We start from the raw sequence: 7,229 nt of genomic DNA on the forward strand, positions 1-7,229 counted from the left end.
CCAGATGCTGCGCCGGCTGCTGCCGTCGGGCGCCGAGCCGCTGTGGCGGGACCCCAGCGGCGGCGTGCAACTGGCCGAGGTGCATACGGCATCGAGTTGGATCGGGCACAAGATCAGCACGCTCCAGGAGGAGACCGGCGTACGCGTCGCGTTTCTCACCCGGCTCGGCGAGGCGATGCTGCCGACGTCCCAGACGGTGCTTCAGGAGGGCGATCTCGTCCACGTGATGATGCGTACGGACGACATCGAGAAGGTCGAGGCGGCATTCGCCGAGGGCCCGGACGGAGGCGGGATCTGATGCGTGTCGCGATTGCCGGGGCAGGTGCGGTGGGCCGTTCCATCGCGGGCGAGCTGCTGGAGAACGGACACGAGGTTCTGCTGATCGACAAGGCGCCGACCGCCATCTCGGTGGAGCGGGTGCCGCTGGCCGAGTGGCTGCTGGCGGACGCCTGTGAGATCACCTCGCTGGACGAGGCGGCGCTCCAGCGCTGCAATGTCGTGATCGCCGCGACCGGCGACGACAAGGTCAATCTGGTCGTCTCCCTGCTCGCCAAAACGGAGTACGGCGTGCCGCGGGTGGTGGCCCGGGTCAACAACCCGAAGAACGAATGGCTGTTCAACGAGGCCTGGGGCGTCGATGTCGCGGTCTCCACACCGCGGCTGATGTCGGCCCTGGTCGAGGAGGCGGTGAGCGTCGGCGATCTGGTACGGCTGCTGCGCTTCAGCCATGGCGACGCGAATCTGGTCGAGCTGACGCTGCCGCCGGAGTCGGCCGTGACCGGCACGCTCGTGGGCGATGTGACCTGGCCGGAGGACACCTCGCTGGTGACGATCATCCGGGGCACGCGCGTGCTGACGCCGAATCCGGAGGAGACGCTGGAGGCGGGTGACGAGCTGCTCTTCGTGGCGGCGCAGGCCCGTGAGGAGCAGTTGGAGGACCTGCTGTCGGTCCGCCGCGAGGACGCGACGGGCTGACGCGACGGGCTGTGGCCGACCACGCCCCGCGTACGCGCCGTACGCGCTTCATGGGAAAGGGTCCGGCACCTCTCAGGTGCCGGACCCTTTCCCGTACGCCTGTCACGAGTACGTCTGCTGTCTACGCGTACGTCTGCCACGTGGGCCGCCCCGTACGGCACGGAAGCCGTAACGGGCTCGTACGGGCGATGCCCGGGCCCGGATCGTACGGGCGCCCGGATCGTACGGGCCGAACACCCCGCGGCCTCAGCGCTCCCTGCGGTGGCTCGTCGGGCCGTCCGGCGTCGTCGCGGCGGCGGCCTTGCGGGCCTTCTCCGCCGCCTCTTCCGCCTCCATCTCGGCGAAGACATCGATCGGCGCGGGCGCCTTCGCCAGGAAGACCCAGGTCAGATAGACGGCCAGCAGGAACGGCGGGATCTTCAGCGTGATGAGCACCCAGCCGAGCTGTGCCGTATCGGCCCACCAGTAGAGCGGGAAGAGGATCGCGCACTTGGCGAGCAGGATCAGCCCCCACGCCCAGCTCGCCTTCGCGTACGCCTTCTTGCGGCCCGGGTTCCGTGTCCGCCAGGAGAGGTTCTCCTTGAAGACCGGCCCCAGGATCAGTCCGATCAGCGGTACGCCCGCCAGCGTGGTGACGATGTACGCGAGCGCCAGCCCCAGCGTGTAGAGCATGCCCGGCAGATAGAAGTCCTTCGCGTTGCCGGTCATCATCGCGAAGACGACACCGAAGGCGACACCGAAGACACCGCTGAACGCGTGCTTGACGGTGTCCCGGCGCACCAGCCGGACCACGACCAGCAGCAGCGAGACCGCGAGGGCCGCGATCGCCGAGGTGTGCAGATCCTGGTTGACCGTGAAGATCGTGACGAAGAGCAGGCCGGGGACGACCGTCTCCACCATGCCCCGCAGGCCGCCGAAGGCCTCGAAAAGGGCCGCCTCGGTGACGGCTTTCGCGTCGGCTTCACCGTTCGGCCCGGAAGGCCCGGAGGGCGCAGACGTGCCCGTCGGCCCGTCCGGTGAAGCGCTGGAAACGTTCGAGGCGGCGGGCTTGTCGAATGACGGCACCGGCTACTCCTGTCCGAGCGGTCGGAGTTCGTATTTGGGATTGAACAGCACCCGCCGGCCGTGGCTCAGGGAGATCCGGCCGGAGGCGATCAGTCTGCGGCCAGGCTCTATGCCCACGATGGAGCGCCGGCCCAGCCATACCACGTCCAGCGGAGCGGTGCCGTCGAACAGCTCCGCCTCCAGCGCGGGCACACCGGCCCGCGGACGCAACGTGACCGTCCGCAACGTACCAGTCACCCGGACGATCTGGCGGTCGTTGCAGTCGGAGATCCGGGTGCATCCCGACGCCTGCGCATCCTCCCGCAGCTCCTCGGACTCCAGATCCCCCTGGGAGCTGGAGAGCCGGTCGAGCATCCGGCGGAAGCGGCCGGTCGGCTTCTCAGCACTCATAGCTAGAGCGTACCGGGGCGAGGAAGCGCCGGATCCAGTGGCGCGGGAGTCGGATCCGCACAGAGATCCACGCACGGATCCACGCACGGATCGAGGCATGGATCGAGGCAGGGATCTGCACACGGATCAGCGCCGTCGGATCGACGCCCGGCTCACCGGATCAGCACTCGGATCAGCGCTCGAAGCGGTACCCCATGCCCGGCTCGGTGACAAAGTGCCTGGGATGCGAGGGATCCGTCTCCAGCTTCCGCCGGAGCTGGGCCATATAGACCCGCAGATAGTTGGTCTCGGTGCCGTACGAGGGCCCCCAGACCTCCTGGAGGAGCTGTTTCTGGCTGACCAGCCGCCCGGTGTTTCGCACGAGCACCTCCAGCAGATGCCACTCGGTCGGAGTGAGCCGTACGTCCCGGCCCTCGCGGTGCACCTTCTTCGCGGCCAGATCGACGGTGAAGCCCTCGGTCTCGACCACCGCCGTGGAGTCGTCGCCGTCGCCGCCCACCGGCTCGGCCCGTCTGACCGCGGCGCGCAGCCGGGCCAGCAGCTCGTCCATGCCGAACGGCTTGGTGACATAGTCGTCGGCGCCCGCGTCCAGCGCCTCGACCTTCTCGTCGGAGGTGTGGCGGGCGGAGAGCACCAGGATCGGCACCCGGGTCCAGCCGCGCAGGCCCTTGATGACCTCGACGCCGTCCATGTCCGGCAGCCCGAGGTCGAGCACGACCACATCGGGATGGCGCGCGGCGGCGAGTTCGAGCGCGCTCGCGCCGTCGGAGGCCGCGTCCACCTCGTACTTGCGCGCCCTGAGATTGATCACCAATGCGCGTACGATCTGCGGCTCGTCATCGACCACGAGCACCCGCGTCATAGGGTTCTGCCTTTCTGCTGTCCCGGTCATGAGACGATCCGGGCCGGTGGTTCACGGCGCGCCGGTGCGAGTCCGGACGCCGCCGTGAGGGTGAGAACCATGGTCAGGCCGCCACCGGGGGTGTCCTCGGCCGTGAGAGTGCCGCCCATCGCGTCCACGAAGCCGCGCGCGACCGCGAGCCCGAGGCCGACGCCGGCCCCGCGCGGCGCGTCGCCGTGGCGCTGGAAGGGCTCGAAGATCCGTTCCTTGGCGTCCTCGGGAACGCCCGGACCGCGGTCCACGACCCGTACCTCGACCCGCTCCCCCAGCGCGCTGGCGGCGACGGTGACACGCCGCCCGTCGGGGCTGTACTTGACGGCGTTCTCGACGATATTGGCCACCGCGCGCTCCAGCAGGCCCGGGTCGACGGCCACCATGGGCAGCGACTCGGGGATGTCCAGCTCCACGCTGTCCTCCGGTACGCCGCCGAGCGCCATCGGAACCACCTCATCGAGGTCGATCTCGCGGATCAGCGGGGTGACGGTGCCGGTCTGGAGCCGGGACATGTCGAGGAGGTTGCCCACGAGATGGTCGAGGCGGTCGGCGCCGTGCTCGATGCCTTCGAGCAGTTCCGCCTGGTCCTCCTCGGACCATTCGACGTCGTCGGAGCGGAGGGAGGAGACCGCCGCCTTGATCCCGGCCAGCGGAGTCCGCAGATCGTGGCTGACGGCCGCGAGCAGGGCCGTCCGGATCCGGTTGCCCTCGGCCAGTTCACGGGCCTGGGCCGCCTCGCCCACCAGACGCTGCCGGTCGAGTACGACGGCTGCCTGCGCGGCGAAGGCGGCGAGCACCCGGCGGTCCTCGGCGGGCAGGACCCGTCCGGAGAGCGCCAGCGCCATATGGTCGCCGACCGGCATGTCGACATCGGCGGACTCGGGACGGTCGACGGGCTGCGGTCCGACGCTGCCCGCGCAGGTCCAGGGATCGACCTCGCTCTTGCGTTCGAGCAGCGCCACGGACTCCATGGCGAAGGTCTCCCTGACCCGCTCCAGCAGCGCGGCCAGCGTGGTCTCGCCTTTCAGCACACTGCCCGCCAGGAAGGAGAGGATCTCGGACTCGGCTCTGAGCCGGGCCGCCTGATGGGTACGGCGTGCCGCCAGATCGACCACCGAGGCCACCGACACCGCGACGGCGAAGAAGATCACGATGGCGACCAGGTTCCTGGGGTCCGCGATGGTCAGCGTGTGGGTGGGCGGAGTGAAGTAGAAGTTGAGCAGCAGGGAGCCCACGGCGGCGGAGGCGAGCGCGGGCCGCAGCCCGCCGAGCAGCGCCGACATCACGGTCAGGAAGAGGAAGAGCAGGACGTCGTTGGCCAGCCCCGGGGAGTTGCCCACCATGGCCAGCAGCAGCGAGAGCAGGACGGGCGCGACGACTCCGGCCAGCCAGCCCCAGATGATCCGGGAGCGGCCGAGTCTGGCTCCGCGCGCCACCGGCAGTCCGCGGCCCTTGGCGGCCTCCTCGTGCGTGACGATGTGTACGTCCAGGTCGGGTCCTGACTCCCGGGCGACGGTGGCGCCGACGCCGGGCCCGAAGACGTACTGCCAGGTCTTGCGGCGGCTGGAGCCCAGCACGATCTGGGTCGCGTTGACTCCGCGTGCGAATTCCAGCAGCGCGGAGGGAACGTCGTCGCCGATGACATGGTGGAAGGTGCCGCCGAGATCCTCGACCAGCGTGCGCTGGACGGCCAGCTCCTTGGGCGAGGCGGCGGTGAGTCCATCGCTGCGGGCTATGTAGACGGCGAGGATCTCGCTGCCCGAGCCCTTGGCGGCCATCCGGGCCGCGCGGCGGATCAGCGTACGGCCCTCGGGACCGCCGGTGAGGCCGACGACGATACGTTCCCGGGCCGACCAGGTGGTGCGGATGTTGTGCTCGCCGCGGTACTGCTGGAGGTATTCGTCCACCCGGTCGGCGACCCACAGCAGGGCCAGCTCGCGCAGCGCGGTCAGATTGCCCGGACGGAAGTAGTGCGAGAGCGCTGCGTCCACCTTGTCGGGCTTGTAGACATTGCCGTGCGCCATACGGCGGCGCAGGGCTTGCGGCGACATGTCGACCAGCTCGATCTGGTCGGCCCGCCGGACGATCTCGTCGGGGACGGTCTCCTGCTGGCGTACACCGGTTATCGACTCGACCACGTCTCCGAGTGATTCGAGATGCTGGATATTGACGCTGGAGACGACCTCGATGCCCGCCTTGAGCAGCTCCTCGACGTCCTGCCACCGCTTGACGTTGCGCGAGCCCGGCACATTGGTGTGCGCCAGCTCGTCCACGAGGGCGACGGCGGGACGGCGCTCCAGCACCGCGTCGACGTCCATCTCCGTGAAGACGGTCCCGCGGTACTCCAGCTCACGGCGCGGCACCTCTTCGAGGCCGTGCAGCATGACCTCCGTGCGCGGCCGGTCGTGGTGCTCCACGAAGGCCACCACACAGTCGGTGCCCCGCTCCACCCGGCGGTGTGCCTCGGAGAGCATCGCGTACGTCTTGCCGACGCCCGGTGCCGCCCCGAGATAGATACGAAGCTTGCCGCGTCCCATGGCCCCATTGTCTTCCCGGAAGAGCCACCGCGTGCCACGCGTCGGCTGAGTCGAAGCTACTCCCGGTGATTGCGACAAAAAGGGCAGCCAACGGGCGCGATCGTGGTCTTGACACGATTCTGATGCCGGTACGGAGAGGTCCGGTACGGAGAAGTCCGGGCCGGCGCGGAAAAGGCCGGCGCGGAAGAGACCAACCCGGAAGAGGCCGGCCCGGACGCGTGAGCGGTCCGGACCGGCCGCACCGGCCGGAGTCAGCCGGTCAGCTCCTTGAGGGCCGTGTTGAGCGCGAGCACATTGACCCGCGGCTCCCCGACGAAGCCGAGAACCCGCTGCTGCGTGTGGTCCTCGACCAGCTTCTCCACCTGTTCGACCGGAAGCCGGTTGCGCTCCGCCACCCGGTGCGCCTGGAGCCTCGCGTAAGCGGGCGAGATGTCCGGATCCAGTCCCGAGCCCGAGGAGGTGACGGCGTCCGGCGGGACCTGGGCCGGTGTGACCCGGTAACCGGGCGTGGAGTTGTCCTTGACGACGGCGGCCTTGGCGTCCGTGACCCACTTGATCAGATCCTCGTTGTCGCCGGAACGGTTGGTGGCTCCGGAGAGAATGAGCTTGTACTGAGTGTTGACACCGTTGGTGCCGAGGCCGTTGGACGGGCGCGGCTGGAACCACTTGAGGTCCGGCTCCGGAGTCTCCTGGCCCGCCTTGAGCGGCAGGTCGTACCGCTGTCCGACGAGCGAGGAGCCGACGACCCTGCCGTCCTGTCTCACCTCCGAGCCGTTCGCCCGATGAGGGAAGAGCCCTTGGGCGACGCCGGTGACGGCCAGCGGATAGAGCACGCCGCAGAGAACGGTGAGGACGAGGAGGGCGCGCAGGCCCGCCCCGAGCAGCCGTGCGGTACTGCCGATGTTCATGGAAGACATGCCGTTCACCCGATGCCGGGGATGAGGGAGATGATCAGGTCGATGATCTTGATGCCGATGAACGGCGCGATCAGCCCGCCGAGGCCGTAGATCCCGAGATTTCTGCGGAGCATCCCGTCCGCGCTCGTGGGCCGGTAGCGCACGCCCTTCAGGGCGAGCGGCACCAGCGCGACGATGACGAGCGCGTTGAAGATGACCGCGGAGAGGATCGCGGACTCCGGCGAGGAGAGATCCATGATGTTGAGCCTGTCCAGGCTCGGATAGACGACCGCGAACATCGCGGGGATGATCGCGAAGTACTTCGCGACGTCATTGGCGATCGAGAAGGTCGTCAGTGCGCCACGGGTGATCAGAAGCTGCTTGCCGATCTCGACTATCTCGATCAGCTTTGTCGGGTTGGAGTCCAGGTCCACCATGTTCCCGGCCTCCTTGGCGGCCGAGGTGCCGGTG

At 69.0% G+C, this 7,229-nt stretch carries 7 protein-coding genes and 1 pseudogene; 2 read left to right on the plus strand and 6 right to left on the minus strand.

Annotation, left to right across the window (positions count from 1 at the left end; translation table 11 throughout):
• Positions 1-298 (plus strand): TrkA C-terminal domain-containing protein (locus GA0115259_RS10835; protein ID WP_176732500.1); only part of this gene is annotated, 298 nt, incomplete at its 5' end.
• Positions 298-975 (plus strand): potassium channel family protein, encoded by a 678-nt coding sequence (locus GA0115259_RS10840; RefSeq protein ID WP_093594355.1) that lies wholly within the window; start codon positions 298-300, stop codon positions 973-975. The genes GA0115259_RS10835 and GA0115259_RS10840, both read left to right, overlap by 1 nt.
• Positions 976-1,221: 246 nt before the next feature.
• Here the strand turns inward: GA0115259_RS10840 and GA0115259_RS10845 are convergent, their stop codons facing one another.
• The 6 genes and pseudogenes from GA0115259_RS10845 to GA0115259_RS10870 all read right to left on the minus strand — a co-directional run.
• Positions 1,222-2,040, minus strand: coding sequence for a DUF3159 domain-containing protein (locus tag GA0115259_RS10845; protein ID WP_093594358.1), 819 nt, complete (start codon positions 2,038-2,040; stop codon positions 1,222-1,224).
• Between the two features lie 3 nt (positions 2,041-2,043).
• Entirely contained in the window at positions 2,044-2,430 is a 387-nt protein-coding gene (locus GA0115259_RS10850) for an OB-fold nucleic acid binding domain-containing protein (RefSeq protein ID WP_161230336.1), read from the minus strand.
• A 172-nt stretch (positions 2,431-2,602) separates the two neighbouring features.
• Positions 2,603-3,292: a response regulator gene (locus GA0115259_RS10855; RefSeq protein ID WP_066946089.1), complete on the minus strand. Its 690-nt coding sequence runs from the start codon at positions 3,290-3,292 to the stop codon at positions 2,603-2,605.
• Positions 3,293-3,318: 26 nt separating this feature from the next.
• The gene (locus GA0115259_RS10860; protein WP_093594361.1) at positions 3,319-5,862 is read right to left on the minus strand and encodes a sensor histidine kinase; all 2,544 of its coding nucleotides are present in this window, start codon (positions 5,860-5,862) and stop codon (positions 3,319-3,321) included.
• 251 nt (positions 5,863-6,113) lie between these two features.
• Complete coding sequence (locus tag GA0115259_RS10865) at positions 6,114-6,779, minus strand: potassium-transporting ATPase subunit C (RefSeq protein WP_093594364.1); 666 nt, start codon at positions 6,777-6,779, stop codon at positions 6,114-6,116.
• A gap of 5 nt (positions 6,780-6,784) precedes the next feature.
• Positions 6,785-7,229: pseudogene (locus GA0115259_RS10870) on the minus strand (potassium-transporting ATPase subunit B); the annotation flags it as partial.

Origin of the sequence: Streptomyces sp. MnatMP-M17, from assembly GCF_900091995.1 — a bacterium.
In the GTDB taxonomy this organism is placed as follows: Bacteria; Actinomycetota; Actinomycetes; order Streptomycetales; family Streptomycetaceae; genus Streptomyces.